We start from the raw sequence: 22,600 nt of genomic DNA on the forward strand, positions 1-22,600 counted from the left end.
GCATTTTTCACCACAGAGTCACAGAGGCACAGAGAGAAATTTAAGACATGAAGAAATTTGTGGGGGCGTTAGTTCTAATTTCAAAGCTATTTAAATAGCCAATTGGATCGCTAGGATCAAAGCTTTTTTTATCGATGAATACTTCTGATGATTCAACTTTATAGTCTTGTTTAGGACATTCAATGCCCATTTCACTGGCTATCTCTCGATATAAGTCTGTTCTCCAGCCTTGTGCTGCTAGTTTGTCAGCATTTTTGGGAAATTCTTTGATCTGTCCCCAACGGGCGGCTTGAGTCATTAACCAGATACTTCTGGATCTCCATAAGAATGTTGAGTGTTCGCCTGGTTCTTTGGGTAGGTTGTCAGGAATATCATAGAAAATCGTGGTGTCTGCGGCGTTGATGGTGCGGTCTTTGCCATCAAACCCACCATAGTTGTAATTGCCGATAATTCCGGGTGCGGTCAATTTGGTAATTGGTGCATTCTGTTTTTTTGGTGTTGCACCTGTAAAGGAACGGTCTGTCATGAGTTCGGCGACTTCTTGACGATTTTCAGGCTTGCTGCAATACTGACAGGCTTCTATCATGGCTTTGACTAAAGAACGATAGGTTTTGGGATATTTGTCAATGAAAGATTCCATCACCCCTAGTAACCTATCTGGGTGTCCTAACCAGACTTCTTTGCCTTGGGCGAAGGTGAAGCCGATATTTTCATTACCTGTAATGGCTCTGGTGTTCCAGGGTTCTGCTACCATGTAGGCTTGCATTGCCCCAATTCGCACGTTTGTTAGCATCTGCGGGGGTGAAACAATGATGACACGAAACTCTTTTAGGGGATCGACACCAGCAGCCGCAGAGATATAGCGGACGAAGTATTCATAAATCGATGAACTCAAAACTACTGCCCAGACTTTGTTTTCTGCTGGTTGTTTTTGAAAGTAGCCACGAAAATCTTTGCCGAAGGCTGCTAATGCCCCATCGCCATATTGTTGTTGATACTCGTACCAGGGACGTAAGCCAAAATCCCACATGGCCTTATTCATGGTCATGGCGTTACCGTGGCTGTGAATGGTCATGGCTGCACATAGGGGGGCATGGCGTGCGCCTTCTGCACCTATGCGGGCGTTGGTGACTGCACCAGAGACTACAGGTGAAGCATCTAGACGACCAAAGATTAAACCGTCGCGGGAGGTAGCCCAGCTTGCTTCGCGGTTGAGTTGGACGTTTAAACCATACTTGCGAAATAAGCCTTTTTTCCAGGCGATCGCAAATGGCGCACAATCATTAACGGGAACGTATCCGACAATTAGATCCGGTTTTTCTAGGTCATCAGATTTAACTAGTGGTTTGATCGCTAAAGCTTCTTCTGTCAAGCCTTTGGCTGATCTGTCTCCTGATATAGCACAGGCGGATAAGGTGATTCCGGCTGTGGTTGCTCCTATGCCTTTAATAAAGTCTCGTCTTGTCCAGTTATAGTTGCTCATGTTGAGTTCAATGGTGTGATTAGCTCACGCTCCAGACGCTCCAGACGCAGAGAGAGAGGCTGCGTCTGGAAGTGTATTAAAAATGAGAGTTTTATTTAGAAGTTATGGGGCGATGGGTGGCTAGTTCTTGCAATTTGCTGACGGCGAAATCTAGGATGAGTCCAGTTAAGCCAATGACGAAAACGGCTAGGAAGACTGAACTGAGGTTTAAACGACTCCATTCATCCCAGACAAAGAAGCCTATACCTACTCCGCCGGTGAGCATTTCTACTGCAACTATGACAAGCCACGCAATTCCTAAGCTGATTCGTAAGCCTGTAAAAATGTAGGGTAAACTAGCAGGCCAAATAATTTTGATAATTCGCCGCCAATGAGGGATTTCTAGGACTTTTGCAACGTCTAAATAATCTTTGGGAACGCTGGCTACTCCTAGGGCTGTATTAATAATGGTCGGCCATAGGGAGGTGATGAAAATTACGAAAATGGCTGAAGGCTCTGCTAAGTTGAAGATAGCTAAAGCTATGGGTAGCCAAGCTAAGGGTGATACTGGTTTGAAAATTTGAATAATGGGATTAAGTGCTAGCATGGCTGGTCTAGACATCCCAATCAAAAAGCCTAAAGGTATAGCTACTACTGCACCTAATAAAAAACCTATCAGTACCCGTCTTAGGCTGGCTATCAATAACCAACCAATCCCTAAATTACCTGGGCCTCTTTGATAGAATGGATGAAGTATGTAGTCTAAGTTAGCCACGAATGCTTCAGGTGGTGTAGGCATTAACTCGTGGTTCATGAGTGCTACAACCCACCACAGCAAGATAATTCCTAAAAAACCCATGATAGGTAATAGGAATACATCCCTCAAAATTACAGGTTTAGTCTTTTTCCAAACAGCTCGACTCGCAACAGATGCGATCGCTGCTAAATTTAATTGCAATATCATTCAGGCAACCTCAACAGAGTTAAGTGCAGGTACAAAAAACTGAGCAGTACCAGCCACGGACACTGATGAGAGCAAAACATTAAAAAATGCTGTCTCTTCAGTCTCCTCCCAATGCCTACGAAGTTAGCTGACGGGCTAGGGCTGAGAGTTGCCCTTCTCATAAGAGTTTTAAGTTCTGAGTTCTGAGTTCTGAACTTGCTACTCTCTACAAGATACGCCCCAAAAACTTGGTTCCTCCGCTCCAACATTACATACTGTGATCTGTTGGATTAGGCTGACTTACTTTTAATAGATAGTAATCTTGATCAAGATAACATTATTGATCCAATAAAAACAACTTCAACCTGATAAATTTTTCTTATTATAATACCAATATTAAATGCTGTTTTAGCGTATAGTATAGGGTCAAAGCACAAAATTACACTTTATTGATTTTTTTTGTGTTGCGGCACACAATAAAGTTAATAACAGGTAAATATATGTCATCCGATAGGTGAAACTTGGCAATAGTTTCGATAAACGTCACTGTAATCGCTAAACTAATGACATAGATAATTTAGTTCCTCTATTTACTCGGTGAATTTAAAAGCATGGATTTTAGTCAATTACTGGCTGAAAATACTCACAATATCATCGAAAAATGGGTTTTAGCAGTTAGGAATGATCAGCATATAGAAAGTGCTGATGATTTATCCTACAGAGCAATTAAAGATCATATTCCTGAAGTTTTTCAGGCGATGGTAAAAGTGCTGTCACCTTCTCAAGAGGGTGATATTAAATCAATAGTGACTGCTAGTTGGCAGCATGGTATACTACGCGCGGAACAAGGGTTTGATCCGTCCGAAATTGCCCGCGAATATCGTCTACTAAGAACAGTTATATTTGACACTGTAGAAGGCGATTTAGTACAGGCAACACCAACAGAAATTATTCGTTATATGCGGTTAATTGATGCGGTGATTGATGAAGCGATCGCTCGGTGTTTTCATAGTTATGTTAAAGAACGCTTGCGTGAATTAGAACATTTGCAAACTTCTCTTACTCTCCACAATGAAGAATTAACACGTTTAATTAATATTAATCAAGAAAAACTTTCACAACTAGCCCATGAACTCAAACACCCTTTAACATCTATTATCGGTTACTCAGATTTATTTTTACGGCAGCAACAAAGAGAGATTCCGAGAAAAGATAGCTACGCCAATGTAGAACATATTGAACGTGTACTACGCAATGGTAGACACTTACTGCGTTTAATTAATAATGTATTAGAACTTTCACGCTATGAAGCCGGTCAACTCCAATTGGAATTAGCATCTATTAATATACGGGAATTGATCAACAATGTCTGTGAGATGTTAGAGCCTTTAGCGGCGGAGAAGAATTTACGAATCCTGGTTGATTGTGAAAGTATATCTTCAGAAGTATTCACAGATGGCTTTCAATTACAACAAGTTGTCACAAATCTTGTTAGTAATGCGATTCGCTACACAGACTCAGGCAGTATAAGTATACTGTGTCAGATGCTGGATCATGAGAAGTGGGCGATCGCAGTTTCTGATACTGGTATTGGTATTGAGCCAAAAGACCAAATCCAGATATTTGAACCTTATTTTCGCGTTAGTTCTAAAGAACGTCCCTATCTTCCCGAAAGCACTGGCTTAGGTTTAGCAATAGTAGCGCGGTTAGTCAAACTATTAAAAGGTGAAATTAGCCTAGTCTCTCAACTAGGGACTGGTTCTACTTTCACCGTGATTTTACCTTTAGATTTGAGAAAAGAATTGAGGTAATAAGTAATGGGTATTTACTCATTACTCATTACTCATTACTCATTACTCATTACTCATTACTCATTACTCATTACTCATTACTCATTACTCATTACTCATTACTCATTACTCATTACTCATTACTCATTACTCATTTATAAAGGTGGTAATTCTTGAAGAATTGTAAAGCGAATATGATTAATCGCTAAGTCACCTAGAGGGATATCATCTTTGGTTAACCTCTTACCTTGGCTGCTTAACGTCTCAAAAGAGATGCCTTTGCCAATTTCAATATGATACCAGCATAAGCCCATGAAAAAGCGAGTGGGATAAGGGCCGTTATTACCCAAATCATCGGGATTAGATTCCATTGGTAACCAGCCCATACCCGGTATGTAGAACTCTAACCACACATGATTAAAATCTGGTTGTAGGGGAACTCCTTGGTGTTCGCTATGGGGAGGGCATTTATACCTACCAACGGTGCGGCAAGGAATGCCATTCAAACGACACAGTGCCAGCAACACACCCACATACTCGCCACAAGAACCTACACCCCTTTCTAAAACAATATCTGGTGTATCAATGTAGGGTTTGATGCCATAGGATAATTCATCATAAACGTAGTTGCGGATGCTGTACATTTTCCGCAGCAGATTTGTTTCTGAACCAATAGCATCACGGGCAGAACGTCGGACAATGGGAGTATCCATTGCTAAATCATCATTATCCACCAGATAGCGAGTTTGCAGTTCTGGTGATACTTCGGGAATATTTTCCACATCTTTAGGTGTGATGCGATACTTAATTCCCCGCACTTCTACTTGTGCTTTCCAACCAAATATGTGACGTTCCCCAGGAGCGAGGGAATCAAATTTGAATAAAGCTACCCGTTGTCCATCAATAATCTCTTCTGTGAAGGGGATACCAATGGGTTCGATATGCTTGACCTTTTGGCGTTCGGTTTCTGAGGGGAGGGCAATACGCCATTCCACATCAGGTATATGCACCTCTTCTAAAGGGGCTATTTCCTCAACATAGGACATTTCAATTAGATAGCCATTAGAGAGAGCGTATTTTTTCTCTGGGTCGTAATGATAATACAGGGGGTGAATAAAAGTGCGATCGCGGTATGTTAATTCATGATTAGGATCAGCATTAGGATTATCCCGAATGTAAGGCTCTTCCGAAGCATAGGCGACAAAAATGCTTTCCTTGCCCGTTTGAGTGTCTAGATGTACTGCTATGCCTGTAGGCGAATCAAATGGGGTTAAGACGCTAAATCTAACTTCCCCAGTTGCCCGATCCATAGAGTAAACTGTTTGTTCAGTGCGATCGCAAATCCACAGGGTTTCTCTATTGACTGTTAAATTCTCTACCCCAACCCCAGGAGTATAGAATCTAGTAATTTCTTTGCGACTATCACGGTCATAAATCAAGATATAGCCGAGTTTTTGGCAACTAATATAGACTGTGGAATCCCAAACAGCGACACCATCGGCAGTATAGGGCAATGTAGCAAAATGCTCTAAAGCCAAAGACGGAAGTTTGGATACATAAACACCGTTACCACGAGTTACCCACAGAGTATCTTCCCAGACAGCTAAACCTGTCACCTCACTAAATTCTTCGGTTTGGTGAGGATTGAGAATTCTACTGTTATCGGTATTAGGGTCAATTTCTAATAAATGCCCTTTAATCGTGTCAATCGCAATCAGTCTATCTTGGAGAAACGCAATACCACATAATGTGGCAGCAGTCAATGGTCGAATTGTTCTTTGCCCAAACATTTGGCTAGCTGTCAAACTAGTGGGTGCAAAACTCATATTAAGCATATTTGTCAACGGTTTAGCACACCTAATATTAATTGTGGCATATCTTTAATTGGGGATTGGGGATTGGGGATTGGGGATTGGGGATTGGGGATTGGGGATTGGGGATTGGGGATTGGGGATTGGGAAAAAAAAGTTAATCCCTGTCACCTGTCACCTGTCACCTGTCACCTTCATCATTTAGGTCGGTCATCATTATGGGTTAAAATGTTGTCTAAAAAACTCTTACCTAGGGAATAATACATATGTTGCTCACGAAAAAATTAATCCTTGCTGAGAATCCAATATCATACTTATACAGCTTGGCAATAGTTGTAATGTAACTTTAGTAGATGGTTTTCTTGCCATCACTAAATTATGATCGAATTCTGTAACCATTTCCTGTGACTTACACAATGTCTGCTAATTCTCTGCCTGTTCGCCCAGCATCTCCGTCAGGAGAAGGTGTTGCCATTTGGCATAGTTTGGAAGTTGATAAAGCACTAGAACTGCTTGATAGTCATCCAGACAGTGGCTTAACAACCGAAGAAATTGAACAGAGGTTGCAAAAATATGGCCCCAATGAACTAGAAGAACATGGAGGCCGCAACGCCTGGGAAATTTTGCTCGATCAGTTCAAGAATATTATGTTGTTGATGCTGATTGCGGTGGCTTTCATTTCTGGGTTTCTAGATTTTATAGCTTGGCAAACTGATCAGCTCAAGCCTGGAGAAGTGCCATTTAAAGATACGATCGCTATTTTAGCGATTGTGATTCTTAATGGTATTTTGGGATACGTCCAAGAAAGCCGTGCGGAAAAAGCCCTCGCAGCACTGAAAAAAATGGCTTCTCCCTTAGTGCGAGTTATCCGCAATGGCAAACTGCTGGATGTTGCAGCCAAGGATGTAGTCCCAGGGGATGTGATGCTGGTTGAAGCTGGGGTGCAGATATCCGCCGATGGACGCTTAATTGAACAAGCAAATTTACAGGTGCGAGAGTCTGCACTGACTGGCGAAGCCGAAGCTGTTAATAAACAAGCCACGATACAACTACCAGAAGAAACATCTTTAGGCGATCGCATTAATCTAGTTTTTCAAGGTACGGAAGTTGTCCAAGGGCGCGGGAAGGTGCTAGTAACTAATACTGGCATGACTACCGAACTGGGTAAAATTGCTGTGATGTTGCAGTCGGTGGAGAGTGAACCGACCCCCTTACAGCAACGGATGACCCAGCTAGGTAATGTGCTGGTGACGGGTTCTTTAGTGCTGGTAGCGATCGTTGTGATCGGCGGTATTATTCAAGCTAGAGGCTTCAGCAATTTACAAGACTTGTTGGAAGTTTCTTTGAGTATGGCGGTGGCTGTTGTGCCGGAAGGTCTACCAGCTGTGATTACCGTGACATTGGCACTAGGAACTCAGCGCATGATCCGCCACCATGCCTTAATTCGCAAATTGCCGGCGGTGGAAACTTTGGGTTCTGTCACCACTATTTGTTCTGATAAAACCGGGACACTGACTCAGAATAAAATGGTGGTGCAATCAATTTACACCAATCTCACTAACTTTCGGGTGACAGGAGAAGGTTATACTCCTGTGGGTGATTTTTACTTAGATGGTGAAGCAGATTATGCCGTTGTTCCCGATGAATATCCTGAAATCCCAGCTTTACTAGTTGCTTGTGCTGTTTGTAATGACTCGGTGCTGCAAAAAGAACAAGGGGAATGGGCGATTTTAGGCGACCCCACAGAGGGAGCTTTAGTCACCTTGGCGGGGAAAGTGGGGATTGAAAAAGACCAATGGCATAGTAAATTACCCCGTGTGCGCGAATTTCCTTTTACCTCAGAACGCAAGCGCATGAGTGTAATTACTCAGGTGGAGAACGTAGACACAGGGGAACAGTCTTTTACAGATGTTGATCCAAAACTTGCCGGGTTGATCAATGGTGAACCTTACATCATGTTTACCAAAGGTTCACCAGAATTAATCTTGGCGCGTTGCAGTGAGATTTATGTAAGTACCAACTCAGCAGCCATTAGCGAAGAGCAACGTAGTCAAATTTTGGCTCAAAATGACCAAATGGCAAGTAAAGGTCTCAGGGTGTTAGGTTTTGCCTACAAACCCTTGGGAGAAGTGCCGCCAGAAGGTACTGATGAAACCTCAGAGCAGAACTTGGTGTGGTTGGGCTTAGTGGGAATGCTAGATGCACCCCGTCCAGAGGTGAGAGCCGCAGTCCAAGAGTGCCGGGAAGCTGGGATTCGTCCAGTGATGATTACTGGCGACCATCAACTAACTGCACGCGCGATCGCCACGGATTTAGGTATTGCTCAAGAAGGTGACAGAGTTCTCACTGGTCAAGAATTGCAACGCATGAGCGACCAGGAACTAGAAGAACAAGTTGACCTAGTAAGCATTTATGCACGGGTAGCCCCAGAACATAAACTGCGGATTGTGCAAGCACTGCAACGCCGGGGCAGATTTGTCGCCATGACAGGGGATGGTGTGAACGATGCCCCCGCTTTAAAACAAGCTGATATCGGGATTGCGATGGGTATCACTGGTACTGATGTCAGTAAAGAAGCCAGTGATATGGTGCTACTGGATGATAACTTTGCTACCATCGTTGCCGCCACTAAGGAAGGTAGGGTGGTTTACACCAACATCCGCCGTTTTATTAAATACATCCTCGGCAGTAACATTGGGGAAGTTCTCACTATTGCCTCTGCCCCGCTTTTAGGGTTGGGTGGTGTTCCATTGACACCGTTACAAATTTTGTGGATGAACTTGGTGACAGACGGTTTACCTGCTTTAGCCTTAGCAGTAGAACCAGCAGAACCAGATGTAATGAAACGTCCCCCCTTCAGTCCCCGTGAAAGTATTTTTTCTAGGGGTTTGGGTTCGTATATGATTCGGATTGGGATTGTTTTCGCCATCATCACAATTATTTTGATGCAGTGGGCATACCATCATGCTCAAGCCTACACAGAGGGAGGACTTGATCCTGAGCGTTGGAAAACAATGGTATTCACTACTTTATGTTTAGCTCAGATGGGTCATGCTATAGCCATTCGCTCAAATAATCGCCTAACCATAGAGATAAATCCCTTCTCTAATCTATTTGTATTAGGGGCAGTAATTGTCACCACGATTTTGCAACTAATGCTGGTTTATGTTCCACCCCTGCGAGCATTCTTTGGCACTCAATGGCTACCACCTACAGAGTTGGCAATTTGTTTTGGTTTCAGTGCTTTAATGTTTGTCTGGATTGAAATGGAGAAACTCTTCTTCCGCTTTATGGGCAAAAAGACTGTGTAGAAGAGGGGGAATAGGTGACAGGTGACAGGTGACAGGTGACAGGAAGGAAGCAGAGGGGTAAAGGAGACAAGAAATAATTTTTTAACTTTTGACTTTTGACTGTTTTCTGCCCTATTCCCAATTCCTGATTATGTACCTAAAAACTCTACAACTCCGGCATTTTCGCAACTACCAAGACCAAGAAGTAGAATTTACTGCTGCTAAAACAATTTTGGTAGGTAATAACGCCCAGGGAAAGTCTAATTTGTTAGAAGCAGTGGAGTTATTGGCAACATTGCGATCGCATCGGATGGGACGCGATCGCGATTTTGTCCAAGAAGGTGAACCAGTAGCTAAAATTAATGCCACCGTCGAACGTCAAAATGGCGTGAGTGACCTAAGTTTAACTTTCCGTCGCAACGGTCGCCGGAGTGTGGCGTTAAATGGGGAGACGTTGCGGCGACAAATGGACTTTCTGGGCGTACTCAATGCCGTCCAGTTTTCTAGCTTGGATTTAGAATTAGTCCGTGGTAGTCCTGAAGTCCGGCGCAACTGGTTAGATACGCTCCTAATTCAGTTAGAACCGGTTTATGCTCACATTTTGCAGCAATATAACCATGTGTTGCGCCAACGTAACGCCCTATTAAAAAAGTTACAAGACTCAGCACCCAGCACTCACAACTCAGAACTCGCCCTTTGGGATGCACAATTAGCCATCACAGGGACAAGGGTAATTAGAAGACGCGATCGCGCTCTACAAAGACTTGCTCCCCTGGCGGCTGCTTGGCACTCTAGCATTAGTGGTAGTACAGAAGTTTTACAAATTACATACGCCCCTAATGTCCCCCTAATCCAAACCCATCCCGAAGAAGTACAGCAAGCTTTTTTAACCAAAATACAACAACGCGCCGTTGCTGAACTACACCGAAATACTACCCTGGTAGGCCCTCATCGTGATGAAGTAGAATTAACAATCAATCAAACTCCGGCTCGTCAATACGGTTCTCAGGGTCAGCAGCGCACACTTGTACTAGCATTAAAACTAGCAGAATTGCAACTTATTGAAGAAGTTATCAAAGAACCACCATTACTTTTACTTGATGATGTTCTAGCTGAACTAGATCCTTCTCGCCAAAATCAATTGCTTGATGCGATTCAAGACCGCTTTCAAACCTTAATCACTACCACTCATTTGAGTTCTTTTGACTCTCAGTGGTTAAATTCTTCTCAAGTTATGTGTGTACAAGCAGGAAAAATATTATCAACAAATGTGATCTCATAAATTAAGCTATGTTTATCAGGAAAAAAAAAGTTTTTCTGAGAATAATTATTGACTAATAAATGCCTATTATTGATTAAGATATTCCTTATGCGAGAAACAGAATTTATATTAAATCACAGTGAAATCTTATCCCTAGGTAAATCTTTACGAAGAATTGAACAAAAAATTCTCAAACAAAATTCCAGTGGGGGTAAATCAAAAATTTGGTTTCAAGGAGAAGAGCCATACTTTGATGTTTTTTTTGAGTTTGAACATACTGAAATAGTATGGTTTCAATTTACATTGCGTGGTAAGTCACTTTCATGGGATCGAAAAAAACACGAACTACAAACAGGTACTACCAATGAATTAAGTATTTATGATGCTAGTTTTTATGCGGCTAGTAAAACAATTGAACAGGATATTAAAACAGATAGTGAATTTATCTATTTAGTAAAATCAATCCTCGAAACAAGGTCAGAAGAAGTAGTTTTCGCTAAAGCACTAGAATTATTTAACTAGGAATAATTAGAAACAAGGTAGAGGTGTAGGAGAAAAAAGTGAATATCTAGGAAAAAATCCCATACAAACACATATAAATATAAAATTAGATTTAATGGGCAATTAAATAGTAAACTTTGACACAAATAAATATTTTGTTGATAAATTCAAAACGATTCTGCAATAAGCATTTATACTTCCTGCCTCTGGATTTTGAGTAATAGGAGATGAAGTTGGCAAAATTATTACACTTCAGGCATTATTCCTGGGAGATATTTATTAGCCATCATGAACTGCGTACACCAGAACTGATGAAGAATTTTTTCCCCTACCTCCCCTGTTCCCCCAGCTTTTTCAAGTCAGGTTGGATAGCTGTAGCTGTAAACTAAGCAAATGATAATCAAAAAAATTGAGTGGATAGACTCTATTGGCTTGACCAAATTAAACTGCAAGACCGCACCAAAGTAGGTGATAAAGCGTTTTACTTGAGTAGACTCAGACAGCGTGGCTACCCGGTTGCCCCTGGTTTTGTAGTTCCAGAAGAATTGCTGCGGTTATTTTTAGAAACTCTCAACACTTCGGAGTCATTAGTCGCTAACTTACCCAATTCTTCTTTGCACTTGGATGTAGGTAACTGGCGACAACTTCAACAAGTGGCTAGTCGTTTGCGTCAGGAAATTATTAATGCAAATGTACCACCCGACTGGGTGAGTACCATTTTTACGTCAGCAAAAGAATGGCAATCTGAGTATTTAATTTTACGCCCAACCCTAGCAACGCCAAAGGTGAGGAACACTGCCGGATTGCTGGAGTCCAGCTTTTGTAGTTGTGATGAAGCTGCGATCGCTTCTTCACTAAAAAATATCTGGAGTCAACTGTTTCGTGCCAAAAGCCTACTATATTGGCGGCGCATGGGAGTTAACCTACAACAAGTTAATTTAGGAATTCTCATCCAACCCGTCAGAAATGCGATCGCTAGCGGTTTACTCAAAGTGAATGCTACGGGATGGATCATCCAAGCAACTTGGGGGTTAGGAAATGCGATCGCTCAAGGTGAAGTTCTCCCGGATACCTACTACATTCAACAAGAAACAGGTGTTATTTTAGAAAGGCATTTGGGTCATAAAATCCTGGCTTATCACCTGAATCACGATAAACCAGTCTTAACTATCGATCACAGGATTCCCAATGTGTATTTAATTGAGGAAGCCCAACAACAGGAATACGCTTTACAAGAAGAATTACTTCAACAAGTAATTACCCTAGGGCATCAGCTTGTCAGTGAGTTAGGTAAAAACTTTACCATTGAGTGGACAATTGCCGAAGAAAACCCAGTTCCCCGTATCTACATCACCCAAGTTAGCACCCCCCAATCAGCAATTCCCAATTTACAGTTCATTAAAGGCGTAGGTGCAGCTGGAGGACGGGTAACTGCCAATGCTCATGTAGTAACCAACGCCCAATTAAAACCAGCACAATTACCTAAAAAAGTAATTTTAGTAGTACCGAAAATTACGGCAGATTGGTTGCCACTGATGGAACAGGTTGTGGGTTTGGTGACAGCAGAGGGAGGTATGACTAGTCATGCAGCGATTTTGGCTAGGGAATTGGGCATTCCAGCCGTAGTCAATGCAGCAGATGCGACAGTGATTATTCACAGTGGAGAACGTTTACTTGTAGATGGCGATCGCGGCGAAGTGTATCGTTTGAGGGATGATGAAGTCAGCGAGGGGGAAACTCAAAAGCTAAATACACCCTTACAACCCCTGACTACCTCACCTAAAACTGTTGTTACTTCCCACTTACCAATGATTGCTACCCAACTGTTGGTTAATCTGAGTCAAACCAGTTTAATAGAGCAAGTACAAAAATTACCTGTGGATGGCGTGGGGTTATTACGCTCAGAACTCATGCTAGTCTCGCTCTTGAAGGGACAACATCCCCATCTTTGGGTGATAGAAGGGCGACAATCAGAATTATTAGCATATTTGACGGAGCAAATTACCCAATTCGCCCGTGCTTTTGCTCCCAGACCAGTTTTTTATCGCTCCTTAGATTGGCGATCGCACGAATTATCATCAACTAATTTACCATCTACACAGCAATCAGTTTTAGGCGATCGCGGGACATTTAGCTATGTCCAAAATTCCGCCGTTTTTGATTTAGAATTGACTGCCATAGCCAATGTTCAAAAAGCAGGCTATGGCAATATTCACCTGATTTTACCCTTTGTTCGCAGTGTCGCTGAGTTTAGTTACTGTAAACAAAAAGTTGAGCAAATCGGCCTCACCCAAGTACCCCAGTTTCAATTGTGGATCATGGCTGAAGTCCCCAGCGTCTTGTTTTTGCTCCCAGAATACATCAAAGCCGGAGTAGCAGGTATTTCCATTGGTACAAATGACCTCACCCAATTATTGTTGGGAGTAGACCGCGAACAGGCACAATTAACCAGGGTATTAAATGAACGTCATCCGGCGGTGATGGCGGCAATTTCGCAACTTATTCAAATGTCAATAGATGCGGGTATACCTTGCTCCATCTGCGGTCAAGCACCAGCCACCTATCCAGAAATGATTGATCAACTGGTAAAATTGGGGATTACTTCTATTTCTGTAGAACCGGAAGCAGTAGAGCGAACATATCAAGCGATCGCTCGTGCTGAACAACGTTTAATATTAGCAACAGCACGTCAAGTCGCTTCTCTACAATTCAAAATTCAAAATTCAAAATTCAAAATTTAAAATTAGAGACAATTAGTGGAAGCTTCAATATCGGAAAATTGCTGCTACTAGCTGATTATTTGGCATTTCTTCTGGCTCAACCGTGTAAACATGACCACCGTTTAAGAAGGTGTGAACAGCAGCAAAATCTAACATATCCTCATCATCTGGCTGGGGTTCGGGGTGTAAGTCTACAGTCATGGTATCAGGGTCAAACTTACCCCAAAGTTGCTGTCCCAGAGAGACAAACAAAGTGTCAACCTTTTGATAATAGGCCGCTGGGACAATTTCTTTGATGTCACCAGAGGCTTGAACAACATCTTCTCCAGCTAGTTGTTCATAAAGTGCGATCGCCTCCTCTTGTTTTTGTTGCGCTAACGGTGACACAATTGGCCAAGCTTGATGGTGTAATTCTTCCAGGTTTGTCACTTCGTGATTACCAGTTATCCCTTCTTCCAGCAAATGGGGATAGGTATTCGCCTCCTGATAAAGTGGGTGAAGATACTCAACCCCTGCCACAATTAAAGGTGCTTGTTTGTCCCGTAGTTTGTCATGTAATGCCTTATCAACGGCGTAGCAAAATTGTAAAATGCCAGCTTGAGGTCTATCCATCTCTGGACTTCCCTCCCCGTGAAATTGACCTGGTTGTTGAGCAGGATTAGCCGTTCCCCCTCTTGATGTGGCCATTCGGTGCTGTACGCCTTTTTCTGAGTTATCCTGCATCAGCAGAACTTCTTCTAAATTTTTGGGCATATTTTCTACTTCCACTTCTTTAATGTCATAGTAGTCGCCCTCAAAGAAGCGGACATCTTGTTGGCTCAAAGTAAGGAGGTAAAATTGGCGATCGCTATTAATTAAATGCAGTAATGGCTTGATGTGAAATTTATTACCAACAACTACCAACTCTGGTGACTCCATTGGTAAACAATAATACCGAAATATTTCGGGAGAAATAAAAATGGCTAATCCCTGGTCTTGGTGTTCCCAAAAATCATTCTGATCCAGTTCCATTGCAGGTTGCAGAAAGTTTATAGCTTCCGTAGAGCGCATTCCTATTACTTCTAAACGTTCTTGAGCTTCACGGATAACATTTTTAAATCGAATAGGATTTTGTCTGATCTCTGCACCTAATTTTTGCATGGGAATATACAGAGATAGGCAGGGTGTATGGGAATTCTCAACAAGAGTTTTTAATTCATCAATAGATAGTAGTGTCATATTATTAAATTCCTATCTTCATGAAATAAACTTAAATTGTGTAATCTTATTTCAAGTCATCATTGATAGAAAATCATCTTTCTTTTGATAAGAATTTAACTGTATCTACACCTTTCCTAAGTAAGATAAATCTGCTTATATTTCTATTAGATTGGTGAAAATGACGATAAAAATATAAGATTATAATAATTTTTCTCTCCATACCACACTATGTGCTTATATAGTGGTCAACAAAATACTGTAAGTAAAAACTTGCGCCATCAAAAATCAGCATGGATGCTTCCGAGCTATTAGAAACAATTACACTCCTAATTGAGCAAGCAGAACAAGGAGAAATAGATCCTTGGGATGTCCAAGTAATTGAGGTGATTGACCGTTATTTGCAACTGATGACACCAAAAACAACAGCTAGAGGCTACGAAGCTGACTTGTCTCAATCTGGACAGGCTTTTTTATCGGCATCAATGCTAGTTCTATTCAAGGCTAATACTTTGATGCAATTGTCAACAGCAGCCGCCGAATTAGAAAATGTAATAGATGATACTTTATTAGACGGTGAAAACGGATTATTACATCCAGGTCATCGTTTACAGTTAGAGCGACATTTGCGCCGTCGTCCAGCAGCAATGCCGCCACCAAAACGGCGCGTAACACTGCAAGAGTTAATCCAGCAACTGCAAATCATGGCGAACCAGCTCAAGCTGGTGCAGAAAGTCAGTAAACCTATCCGTGCCAAACGCCAATCCAGTGTCAAAAGTATGCGTGAGGCACTGGAGTTAGCGCACCAAGAAAATTTAACGGAGGTGGCTGATGAATTAGAACAAGTATTGCTGTCTTCCGCACAAGAGTTACTTTTAGAGCAAAATTACTTAGATTTAGAACAACTAGTACAATTATGGACTCAGACTAAGCCAGCACCAGAAAATAGCTCTCACCATGAATCAGAAAATAGCCATTTAGTTAGTGTTTTCTGGGCTTTACTGCTGCTATCGGCTCAATCCAAAGTAGAGCTGCTTCAAGAAGAGTTTTACCAAGATATTAAAATTAGGTTAATTACAGATCACAGCTAACACCTGCCAATCTTGGGAGCAGACAATGAAATTCCGGGAATCTACAGACGAGGGCTTCAGTCAAGGCTAAAATCCGATTATCTTAAAAAGATAAGCGATCGCTTGTCATTTGTCCGTACCTCTGCTTGCATTAATCACTAGATTCCTGCTATCCCTGTTGACAGAGGTTAATCAACGGTTACTTAGAGCAGACATAAAAACTGATGATTAAGTATCACTCAATGAAAGAAAGTAAACTGGCTGGTGGTTGAGGAATAAACTTTTATGAAAGCGATGATTCTCGCAGCAGGTAAAGGTACTCGTGTCCGTCCGATTACCTATACAATTCCCAAACCGATGATTCCCATCCTGCAAAAGCCAGTGATGGAATTTTTACTGGAACTTCTACGTCAACATGGATTTGACGAGATTATGGTCAACGTGAGCCATTTGGCTGAGGAAATTGAAAACTATTTCCGTGATGGTCAACGGTTCGGCGTACAGATTGCCTATTCTTTTGAAGGGAAAATCGATGACAACGGTAAACTCGTAGGGGAAGCTATTGGTTCGGCGGGAGGGATGCGACGCATCCAAGATTTTTCACCATTTTTCGATGACACCTTTGTAGTTTTGTGCGGTGACGCTTTAATTGACTTAGATTTGACCGCAGCTGTTAAGTGGCATAAATCCAAAGGCTCAATTGCGACTATCATCACCAAAACTGTTCCTCAAGAGGAAGTTTCTAGTTACGGCGTAGTAGTTACTGATGAAGATAGCCGAATCAAAGCCTTCCAAGAAAAACCTTCAGTAGAGGAGGCACTTAGCACTAATATCAACACAGGTATTTACATTTTTGAGCCAGAAGTATTTAAATACATACCTTCTGGAGTGGAATATGACATTGGTGGTCAATTATTTCCCAAACTAGTAGAAATCGGTGCGCCCTTCTATGCAATTCCTATGGATTTTGAATGGGTGGATATTGGTAAAGTCCCAGACTACTGGCGGGCGATTCGTGGCGTGTTATTAGGTGAAATCAAAAATGTGCAAATTCCTGGTCATGAAGTTGCTCCTGGTATCTACACTGGTTTAAATGTGGCGGTGAATTGGGACAAGGTAGATATTACCGGCCCAGTTTATATTGGTGGTATGACCAGAATAGAAGATGGAGCAAAAATCGTTGGACCAGCGATGATTGGCCCCAACTGTTGGATATGCAGTGGCGCAACAGTCGATAACAGCGTCATCTTTGAATGGTCAAGATTGGGGGCTGGAGTGAGATTGGTTGATAAGTTGGTGTTTGGTCGTTACTGCGTAGATAAAACAGGATCAGCTATTGATGTCCAAGCCGCCTCCCTGGATTGGTTGATTACCGATGCACGGCAAACACCACCAGAACACACGCCCGTAGAACGACAGGCGATTGAGGAGTTGCTGGGGACGAATGTAAGTTAGTTAGGGCAGGGGGCAGGGGGCAGGGGGCAGGGGGCAGGGAGTAGACAAGGGAGACAAGGAGGATAATTTTTTATCGCCAATGCCCAATGCCCAATGCCCAATGCCCAAAATTCTTTAATTTTGAATTTTGAATTTTGAATTTTTCTGCCCCAGTCCCCAAATCCTAGCTATTTAGATATGTGTATCTTCTGAGACTTTGCTCATAGGTTTGCAGCAGTCTTTGAGATTCAGCTAGAGTGATGCGCTTTTCTTCTAAGGCTTTTTCACAACGCTGGCGGATGTTTTCTACCAGATCCTCAGAGTCATACTGCACGTAGCCAACTACTTCACTCATGGTGTCACCTTTGACTACGTGTTGAATTTGGTAGCCTTTGGGGGTCAATTGGATGTGAACTGCGTTAGTGTCGCCAAAGAGGTTGTGTAAATTACCCATGATTTCTTGGTAAGCACCATTGAGGAACATTCCCAGATAGTAAGGTTCTCCCGGCTGGAAGTGGTGCAACTCTAAAACTGATTTGACATCCCGCAGGTCAATAAAACGGTCGATTTTGCCATCGCTATCACAGGTGAGGTCTGCTAAGATTCCGCGCTGTTTTGGTTCTTCGTCTAGGCGATGGATGGGCATAATTGGGAATAGCTGATCGATCGCCCAGCAATCTGGTGCTGATTGAAACACTGAGAGATTAATGTAGTAGATGGAAGCCATGATTTTCTCTAGGTCTTCCAATTCATCGGGTACGTAATCATGCTGTCTGATAATGTTCAGAATTTTTTGACAGGAGGCCCAGTATAAGCGTTCGGCTTTAGCTCGTTCTCGGAGTCCCAAAATTCCCAAGTTAAAGCGGCTGATGGCTTCTTCTTTGAATTGAGTTGCGTCGTGATAGAACTCTTGATAGTTCTCTTTGTTAATTGATTGGTAGGTTTCCCACAGGTAATTAATCACTGGAGATTCACCTTCCTGGGGCGGTTCTGGTAAATCAAGGAGGACATCGCTGGTACTAAGAACATCAAAAATTAGTACCGACTGATGGGAAGAGATCGCTCGACCGCTTTCGCTAACCAGTGTGGGTACGGGTATTTGTCGTTCCGCACAGGTATCTTTTAACTCTGCTACGATGTCGTTAGCATAGTTCTGCATATTGTAGTTTTTCGAGGCGTAGAAGTTGGTCTGAGAACCGTCATAATCTACACCCAAGCCACCACCAACATCGAGGTATTTCATATCTGCACCCTGGGCTGCTAGTTCCACGTAGATACGGCTAGCCTCTTGGATGGCATCTTTAATCACGTTAATGGCGGAAATTTGCGAGCCGATATGGAAGTGCAGCAATTGCAAAGAACCGAGTAAATCAGCATCACGCAACTTGTCAACGGCCTGGATAATTTCGGGAATCGTCAGCCCAAACTTAGCGCGATCGCCTGTGGATGTACCCCAACGTCCCATCCCTTGGGTGCTTAATTTGGCGCGTACACCCAAAATCGGTTTAATTCCCAATTGGTGGCTAGCAGCAATCACCAAATCGACCTCTTCCACCTGTTCTAAGACGATAATAGGCGTTTGGCCTAGTCTTTGGGACAACATCGCCGTTTCGATGTATTCCCGGTCTTTGTAGCCGTTGCAAACGAGCAATGCGCCTGGGGTATCCAATAAAGCTAAGGCAATCATCAATTCTGGTTTAGAACCGGCTTCTAAACCAAACTGATGGGGTTTGCCAAATCTCACTAAATCTTCTATCAAATGACGTTGCTGATTACACTTGACAGGAAACACGCCACGATATACACCAGGGTAATTATAACGGGCGATCGCTTTCGCAAAACAAGCATTTAACCGTTCAATGCGGTCTTCCAAAATATCTGAAAAGCGGATTAGTAGGGGTAGCCCCAAATTACGCTGTTTCAAGGCGTTGACGAGTTCAAATAAATCAAGAGAACCCCCGCGATCGCCTTTGGGAGAAACAGTCACATGACCAGCCGCATTAATCGAAAAATAAGGTTGTCCCCAACCTTCAATCCGATATAAATCTTCGCTATCCTCAATTTTCCAAGCGCGAGATACATCTCCTGTACTTGGTGGTAACAGCTTTTTCTGTCTGTAACCTTTTCCTTCGAGTTTGTTCCCGTTGGACGGTACTTTTACCACCTCGTCTGATGTAGCAGTTGATTCAACACCCATGTCTGACCTCTGTGTTTCACCCACGAATAAACAATTTAACGCATTCATTTGGCAACGTATATGCACTCAGCGATAATTTCTGAGATAAACTCTGATTGGTCGTTAGTAATTAGTCATTAGTAATTAGTTATTAGTTATTAGCAAAGTAGTCTGAGGCTGTAGACTATGGACTTTTGACTGTGACTCTTGACCGAATAAAAATTTTATTAAGTTTTGGGAGATAGCAATGGAGCGCACATTCTTAGCAATTAAGCCTGATGGCGTACAACGTGGACTGGTAGGCGAAATTATCCGTCGCTTTGAAACCAAAGGTTTTACCCTGGTTGGTTTGAAGTTTTTACAAGTAAGTCAGGAATTGGCTCAAAAGCACTATGATGTCCACCGTGAAAGACCATTCTTCCCCAGTTTAGTTGAATTTATCACTTCTGGCCCAGTGGTGGCAATGGTCTGGGAAGGTGATGGTGTGATTGCTGCTGCTAGAAAAATGATTGGTGCGACAAATCCCTTAACCGCAGAACCAGGAACAATTCGGGGCGATTTCGGGATTAATATCGGTCGTAACCTCATCCACGGTTCTGATGCACCAGAAACTGCTGTTCGGGAAGTCAGCCTGTGGTTCACGGATGCAGAATTAGTCAATTGGCAACCTCAGTTAACACCTTGGTTGCACGAGTGATTGAGTAATTGAGTGCTGAGTCGGGAGTCGGGAGTCAGGAGTAAATTAATTTTGACTTTTGACTTTTGACTTTTGACTTGGTTTGTCCCCTCACTTCGTTACTTCACTTTTTTCCGGTTCAACTTGGGGTGCTGGTGCTTCAATGAGAGTGCGTTTAGAGAATCCCCAAGCGAAAATTAAACCAATCGCAGTAATCATTACCCATTCTGGGGGGACAAAATCATCGTTTACTACCTTCAATAACAGGCGTAAACCCACTAACGAAACTGTGATGTATCCGGCATCTTCCAGGTTGGCAAATTCATCTAACCAACGGATAAATAAGCCAGCCATGAAGCGTAGGGTAATAATACCTATGGTTGTTCCCGTTAGCACTAGCCACTTTTCTTGAGATACTGCGATCGCGGTTGTGACGCTATCTAAAGAAAATGCTAAGTCAGTGAAAGCAATTACTGGTATTGCTCGCCACAATGAGCTAAAACGCGGCCCGTGGTGATGGTCGTCTTTTGTTTCTGCTGAAGAAAAGTGTTGGAATACCAACCATAGCAGGTATACAGCACCCAACAGTTCAAATTGCCAGAATTTTTGGATCTCAGTGGCAGTCAACAGTAAGGTGATTCGCAGCACATAGGCAAAGACTAAACCAATGTTGAGTGCCTGACGTTCCAGTTTTTTATCTTCTAGTCCTTGGGCTATGGCGGCCAGCGCGATCGCATTGTCAGCAGATAGCACTGCTTCTAAAAGTATCAATATCAGCAGGACTATAGAGGCTTCAATGCTGAGATGAAAGTGCAGGTAATCAAAAATTTGGTCTAGCATTCCAGGTTTCTCAAGCAGGGAAAATTTAAAAGTAGCAGGGATAGCCAGTTTAAACTAAAAAGTGCAACAAATTGCTACCTTCATTCAGCTTAACGTGTAGGTGCTGCATTTTAAAAATCTCAGGGGTGATAGGATAACCGATTCCCTGAGTTATAAAATTCAGGGTTGATATTTCAGGTCATACAAAAACCAATCCTATTGCAGTAATTCTTGGCTTCTTGCTCAAGTCTCAGAATTTCAGTGTTCCATACCTGAATTTTTCTTTCTCTCTCTTGCCATTGATATGTTGTAGGACTGTTGTAAGGTGCAGTACCAGCGTTGGGGAAAATTCCTTTATCTTTGAGCCATTGGCGACAAAAGAATTGCCAAAGATAAACGTGATCGTGCTTATCACCACCTAAACAGCGAATTTTTTTAACAGATAGCGGAGAATCACCAAAAAGAATTTGCTGATTTCTCAAGTTATTCTCCAACAAGCGCGTTTCACTACCTCTTCCACGGAAAAATTCTACTACCAACCACTCACCAAAATCGAAAATACAAACTTCAGTGCGATCGCTACCATCATTCTCTAGGAAATGAATATCACCTTGTAGCTTAATTTATACAAGCTTTAACAAGCTTATATTTCCCACATATAGGCGTTAATCCAACTTTTTTAGTTAAGAATCGTCTAAAGCATCAATATGAGTGTCTTTTTTGTTTAACCGTCATTTGTAATTGATCTCTTCCACCTGGGGAAGAATCGGGTTTATTGAGAATAAATTAAGCTAAAACCCTAATTTATTAGTTAAAAAACCCAATTATTTAATTCTTATTGAGAATAATGCAGTATATTATAAAGTTATACTAGATTTGCCTAGAATCAAGATTCGTGTAAAATTATGCCATTGACAATGTGAATCATACTGAAGATTAAGGATATTCTCAATGGCTATTGGTAAAACCAGGTTGTATCCAAAACCGTTAATTGTTGGTTTAGGTGTCGTCTGTGGAGTGTTGGGTGTGGTAGTTCCTAATGCTGTTTATTCTCAGACTCAAAGCGTACCTGTGATCAGGATTTTAAGGGTTACTTCTAATGGAGGTACTACTTTCAAGCTACAAGAAAATTGGTTTCGCCAGTCAACTGAAATTAAAGAAAATAACAAAAAGTGTCCTCTCAGATCAGGCGATAAATTTTTTGTTGCGTCTATTAATGATAATAAAAATAGTACTACAGAGTTTCGTGAAGGTAATCGGGTGGAAAAACTCAAAGATTATTACACAGTAACTTTTGACAAAACACTGGCTTGTAATCAGCAGGGGCAAACATGGTATATCTTTAAAACCCATGTACAACAATTACAAGCTGTTCCGGTGCGTTAAACCCTGATTTGCACTCAATCGAAAGTGTGGGGGATATAGATACCCGAATTATTTAAATTATGAG

Annotated in this window: 16 protein-coding genes, 1 pseudogene and 1 riboswitch; of the genes and pseudogenes, 10 read left to right on the forward strand and 7 right to left on the reverse strand. The window is 42.1% G+C overall.

All coding sequences use genetic code 11. From position 1 onward, the window contains the following. Positions 1-40 precede the first annotated feature (40 nt). The gene (locus tag L6494_RS21925) at positions 41-1,483 is read right to left on the reverse strand and encodes an ABC transporter substrate-binding protein (protein ID WP_237989863.1); all 1,443 of its coding nucleotides are present in this window, start codon (positions 1,481-1,483) and stop codon (positions 41-43) included. A gap of 91 nt (positions 1,484-1,574) precedes the next feature. Continuing rightward, positions 1,575-2,426 (reverse strand): nitrate ABC transporter permease, encoded by an 852-nt coding sequence (gene ntrB, locus L6494_RS21930; RefSeq protein ID WP_237989864.1) that lies wholly within the window; start codon positions 2,424-2,426, stop codon positions 1,575-1,577. Positions 2,427-2,523: 97 nt separating this feature from the next. Next, positions 2,524-2,712, reverse strand: a riboswitch (cyclic di-AMP (ydaO/yuaA leader). Between the two features lie 304 nt (positions 2,713-3,016). Here ntrB and L6494_RS21935 point away from each other — a divergent pair. Continuing rightward, a complete protein-coding gene (locus tag L6494_RS21935) occupies positions 3,017-4,216 on the forward strand; it encodes a sensor histidine kinase (protein WP_237989865.1) in 1,200 nt (399 codons plus the stop codon). 134 nt (positions 4,217-4,350) lie between these two features. On the opposite strand, the gene L6494_RS21940 is transcribed toward L6494_RS21935, so the two are convergent. Next, positions 4,351-6,021, reverse strand: coding sequence for a transglutaminase domain-containing protein (locus tag L6494_RS21940; protein ID WP_237989866.1), 1,671 nt, complete (start codon positions 6,019-6,021; stop codon positions 4,351-4,353). A 401-nt stretch (positions 6,022-6,422) separates the two neighbouring features. Between L6494_RS21940 and L6494_RS21945 the strand changes: the two genes are divergently transcribed. The 4 genes from L6494_RS21945 (at position 6,423) to L6494_RS21960 (ending at position 13,799) form a co-directional block, all read left to right on the forward strand. Beyond that, positions 6,423-9,317 (forward strand): cation-translocating P-type ATPase, encoded by a 2,895-nt coding sequence (locus tag L6494_RS21945; RefSeq protein ID WP_237989867.1) that lies wholly within the window; start codon positions 6,423-6,425, stop codon positions 9,315-9,317. Between the two features lie 130 nt (positions 9,318-9,447). Further along, a complete protein-coding gene (gene recF, locus L6494_RS21950) occupies positions 9,448-10,578 on the forward strand; it encodes a DNA replication/repair protein RecF (RefSeq protein ID WP_237989868.1) in 1,131 nt (376 codons plus the stop codon). A gap of 87 nt (positions 10,579-10,665) precedes the next feature. Continuing rightward, entirely contained in the window at positions 10,666-11,079 is a 414-nt protein-coding gene (locus L6494_RS21955; RefSeq protein WP_237989869.1) for a hypothetical protein, read from the forward strand. 392 nt (positions 11,080-11,471) lie between these two features. After that, positions 11,472-13,799, forward strand: coding sequence for a putative PEP-binding protein (locus L6494_RS21960; RefSeq protein ID WP_237989870.1), 2,328 nt, complete (start codon positions 11,472-11,474; stop codon positions 13,797-13,799). Between the two features lie 24 nt (positions 13,800-13,823). On the opposite strand, the gene L6494_RS21965 is transcribed toward L6494_RS21960, so the two are convergent. Next, positions 13,824-14,996 carry a baeRF7 domain-containing protein gene (locus tag L6494_RS21965; RefSeq protein WP_237989871.1) on the reverse strand — a complete coding sequence of 391 codons (1,173 nt, stop codon included), beginning with the start codon at positions 14,994-14,996 and terminating at the stop codon, positions 13,824-13,826. Positions 14,997-15,268: 272 nt separating this feature from the next. Here L6494_RS21965 and L6494_RS21970 point away from each other — a divergent pair. Both L6494_RS21970 and L6494_RS21975 read left to right on the forward strand, forming a co-directional pair. Further along, positions 15,269-16,136 (forward strand): annotated as a pseudogene (locus L6494_RS21970) (segregation/condensation protein A). Between the two features lie 194 nt (positions 16,137-16,330). Then, the gene (locus L6494_RS21975) at positions 16,331-17,500 is read left to right on the forward strand and encodes a sugar phosphate nucleotidyltransferase (protein WP_237989873.1); all 1,170 of its coding nucleotides are present in this window, start codon (positions 16,331-16,333) and stop codon (positions 17,498-17,500) included. A gap of 163 nt (positions 17,501-17,663) precedes the next feature. Here the strand turns inward: L6494_RS21975 and speA are convergent, their stop codons facing one another. After that, complete coding sequence (gene speA, locus L6494_RS21980; RefSeq protein ID WP_237989874.1) at positions 17,664-19,676, reverse strand: biosynthetic arginine decarboxylase; 2,013 nt, start codon at positions 19,674-19,676, stop codon at positions 17,664-17,666. 226 nt (positions 19,677-19,902) lie between these two features. Between speA and ndk the strand changes: the two genes are divergently transcribed. Further along, positions 19,903-20,352: a nucleoside-diphosphate kinase gene (ndk, locus tag L6494_RS21985; RefSeq protein WP_237989875.1), complete on the forward strand. Its 450-nt coding sequence runs from the start codon at positions 19,903-19,905 to the stop codon at positions 20,350-20,352. A 90-nt stretch (positions 20,353-20,442) separates the two neighbouring features. Here the strand turns inward: ndk and L6494_RS21990 are convergent, their stop codons facing one another. Both L6494_RS21990 and L6494_RS21995 read right to left on the reverse strand, forming a co-directional pair. Continuing rightward, positions 20,443-21,171, reverse strand: a complete 729-nt coding sequence (locus L6494_RS21990) for a TerC family protein (protein ID WP_237989876.1) — start codon at positions 21,169-21,171, stop codon at positions 20,443-20,445. 173 nt (positions 21,172-21,344) lie between these two features. Next, positions 21,345-21,632 carry a hypothetical protein gene (locus tag L6494_RS21995; protein WP_330911036.1) on the reverse strand — a complete coding sequence of 96 codons (288 nt, stop codon included), beginning with the start codon at positions 21,630-21,632 and terminating at the stop codon, positions 21,345-21,347. Here L6494_RS21995 and L6494_RS30990 point away from each other — a divergent pair. Further along, complete coding sequence (locus tag L6494_RS30990; protein WP_330911037.1) at positions 21,618-21,746, forward strand: hypothetical protein; 129 nt, start codon at positions 21,618-21,620, stop codon at positions 21,744-21,746. The two genes, L6494_RS21995 and L6494_RS30990, sit on opposite strands and share 15 nt — an antisense overlap. 355 nt (positions 21,747-22,101) lie before the next feature. Next, positions 22,102-22,536 (forward strand): hypothetical protein, encoded by a 435-nt coding sequence (locus tag L6494_RS22000; RefSeq protein ID WP_237989877.1) that lies wholly within the window; start codon positions 22,102-22,104, stop codon positions 22,534-22,536. The last annotated feature ends 64 nt before the right edge of the window (positions 22,537-22,600 follow it).

The sequence above is a fragment of the Nostoc sp. UHCC 0870 genome, from assembly GCF_022063185.1.
Taxonomy (GTDB): domain Bacteria; phylum Cyanobacteriota; class Cyanobacteriia; order Cyanobacteriales; family Nostocaceae; genus Trichormus.

Excerpts from the sequence above, each read along its gene's own strand:
- L6494_RS21925 (WP_237989863.1), bottom strand. The coding sequence starts at position 1,483 with ATGAGCAACTATAACTGGACAAGACGAGACTTTATTAAAGGCATAGGA.
- ntrB (WP_237989864.1), bottom strand. The coding sequence starts at position 2,426 with ATGATATTGCAATTAAATTTAGCAGCGATCGCATCTGTTGCGAGTCGA.
- L6494_RS21935 (WP_237989865.1), top strand. The coding sequence starts at position 3,017 with ATGGATTTTAGTCAATTACTGGCTGAAAATACTCACAATATCATCGAA.
- L6494_RS21940 (WP_237989866.1), bottom strand. The coding sequence starts at position 6,021 with ATGAGTTTTGCACCCACTAGTTTGACAGCTAGCCAAATGTTTGGGCAA.
- L6494_RS21945 (WP_237989867.1), top strand. The coding sequence starts at position 6,423 with ATGTCTGCTAATTCTCTGCCTGTTCGCCCAGCATCTCCGTCAGGAGAA.
- recF (WP_237989868.1), top strand. The coding sequence starts at position 9,448 with ATGTACCTAAAAACTCTACAACTCCGGCATTTTCGCAACTACCAAGAC.
- L6494_RS21955 (WP_237989869.1), top strand. The coding sequence starts at position 10,666 with ATGCGAGAAACAGAATTTATATTAAATCACAGTGAAATCTTATCCCTA.
- L6494_RS21965 (WP_237989871.1), bottom strand. The coding sequence starts at position 14,996 with ATGACACTACTATCTATTGATGAATTAAAAACTCTTGTTGAGAATTCC.
- L6494_RS21975 (WP_237989873.1), top strand. The coding sequence starts at position 16,331 with ATGAAAGCGATGATTCTCGCAGCAGGTAAAGGTACTCGTGTCCGTCCG.
- speA (WP_237989874.1), bottom strand. The coding sequence starts at position 19,676 with ATGGGTGTTGAATCAACTGCTACATCAGACGAGGTGGTAAAAGTACCG.
- ndk (WP_237989875.1), top strand. The coding sequence starts at position 19,903 with ATGGAGCGCACATTCTTAGCAATTAAGCCTGATGGCGTACAACGTGGA.
- L6494_RS21990 (WP_237989876.1), bottom strand. The coding sequence starts at position 21,171 with ATGCTAGACCAAATTTTTGATTACCTGCACTTTCATCTCAGCATTGAA.
- L6494_RS22000 (WP_237989877.1), top strand. The coding sequence starts at position 22,102 with ATGGCTATTGGTAAAACCAGGTTGTATCCAAAACCGTTAATTGTTGGT.